At 28.6% G+C, this 2219-nt stretch carries 2 protein-coding genes; both read left to right on the forward strand.

Annotated features, from left to right (window positions below):
* Positions 1-333: 333 nt before the first annotated feature.
* Positions 334-1197 (forward strand): rolling circle replication-associated protein, encoded by an 864-nt coding sequence (locus QI30_RS18785; protein ID WP_126992076.1) that lies wholly within the window; start codon positions 334-336, stop codon positions 1195-1197.
* A gap of 87 nt (positions 1198-1284) precedes the next feature.
* Positions 1285-2219: hypothetical protein (locus tag QI30_RS18790; protein WP_148113885.1), on the forward strand; the 935-nt coding region annotated here is incomplete at its 3' end.

Genomic DNA, 2219 nt, shown 5'->3' on the forward strand with positions numbered 1-2219 from the left:
GATTCATACAGAAGTATTTCAAAGTCTTTTGCTCGATTTTTAATCTTTTCTTCAATTTGCTTCAAGGCTTCTTGATAGCGATCATATTGAGTTGCAACTGGTTGTAAATGTAGGTTGGTATGCACGCATATTCACCCTTTCTATAAAATATGTATAAGTATATTTTTGCATAATAAGTTAAATAAATACATAAAAATATTCAGGAGTTTTGGGTGAAAAAAAGAGCGGTTCTTTTATGTAATTACCTTGTTATTATTTACCTTACATAAAAGAACCATAGTAATTAAAATTTGAATAATTTATTAATTTAACAAAGGAGTGAAGTAAATAATTATGAATTCACAATCAGAAGAAATTTATGAAAATATACCTCTAGATGAGCAGGATGCTTTATGGGATATAAAACAGGAACTTGCAGAAGTAGAAGAAAAGGCTACAAATTTAGCAAGAACTTTGAAAAATTCTAAATCTTATTCAACAAAGGTATATGTAAGTGGTGACAGTGTAGAAGTATACTTTCATATAACACCTATCCAATTAAGAGATTTATCAAGTAGTGATACAGGTAAATACAGACGTAGCTACTCTAAAAATGACAACAAGACACCTGAAGAACGACTAAAATCAAGAGCTAAGAGTAATATCAGAGCTAGAAATACTGTTAAAAGACTTATCAAAGCCAATTTTTCTAACGGCGATAAATTCATTACTTTAACATTTGAAAAGAATATAACTGATGTAAAAGAAGCCAATAAAGCATTAAAAAACTTCAAGAAAAAATTGCGTAGATTATGTAAAAATGAAGAGCTTAAATTTATTGATGTAATAGAGTTTCAAGAAAGAGGAGCGATTCATTATCATATGATTGTTAATCTAGATATAACGCAAGGAGTTTTAGAGGAGAAATGGGGCTTAGGGAAAGCAGAGGTAAAAGATATTTATGATATTTCTAAAATCACAGGATATATGGTGAAGTACATGAATAAAGCTAGCGCAGATGAACGTTTATTAGGGGAAAAGATTTACCACTGTTCTAAGGGTTTAGAGAAGCCATTAGAGCTAGTTGGAGATGAAGCAATGGAGTTTCTAAGGGGAAAATTCAAAAATGGGGCAGATCCAACATTTAGAAGCCATTATAAAAACAAATTCACTGGAACACCTATTTTTTATAGTGTTTGTAGTGTAAATGTCGAATAAACACGAAAAAACACTGTATTTTTTTTAAAATAACTCATATAAAATTAAAGAAATACAACTTGAGAAAACATTAATTTATGAGAGGGTGTGTTTAAAATTATTCTCAACATAGAAAATATAGGAATAATAGCTAACGCAGATATAAAAATAGAAGGTGTAACCGTAATAGCTGGATCTAATAGTTCGGGGAAAAGTACGGTGGGGAGAGTCTTATATGCTATCGGCACGAGCTTAGCTGAAAGTTCGTATATAAAATTATTCAAGCAAAAGTTAAATATCATAGATAATGAGTTAAACAGACTTAAAAAAATTTCATTAGATGAAGAAAGTTTAGCAATTGCGGAAGAAGCAACTGCATTGCTTGATAATATGTCGTATATCATTTCTATGCTCGAAGAGCATCCTACTTCTCAAAAAGAGTTTGAAAATCAAAGTATTAATTTTTCTAATAAACTAAAAAAAATCATTAATTCTTTAGAAGAAACCGTCATAACACAAAGTCTAACAACGGGAAATTTAGAAGGAGAAATGGAAGTAGATTTAGATGATATTCTTATTAGAATGAGTATCAAAGAAATTAAAAAGATATTAGACACAGATATTCTAAAAGAAGATAATTTGAAATTTGAAATGTTGCAATCGGTATTTAACAATGAATTCAATTCTCAAATTTCTAATTTAACATCTAATAATTTAAAATCAACAATTTCATTTACAGAGGTTAATAATAATAGTGGGAAGCTTGTTTTCATAGAAGATGTATTAGACAGAGAAGCATCAACGATTAATATAAACAGAGAGTTTGTTAGACCAATTTTCATAGATGATCCTACAGTTATTGATGAGATTTCTGAATCAATTAGAATATATTTGGGAGGTAAGAAATTATCTTATAATCATAAATCATATCTTATTGATTTATTAAAACAAACAAATTCGGATGAAAATGTTTTTTCAAAAAAGAAAAATGATGAGATGATTAATGCTATTTTGAAAGAGGTTATAGATGGTAATATTTCAAT

It is taken from the genome of Candidatus Kurthia intestinigallinarum (genome assembly GCF_003991225.1).
GTDB lineage: Bacteria > Bacillota > Bacilli > Bacillales_A > Planococcaceae > Kurthia > Kurthia populi.

What these genes read in the sequence shown, in the direction of transcription:
- QI30_RS18785 (WP_126992076.1), top strand. Translation starts at nt 334, where the DNA reads ATGAATTCACAATCAGAAGAAATTTATGAAAATATACCTCTAGATGAG.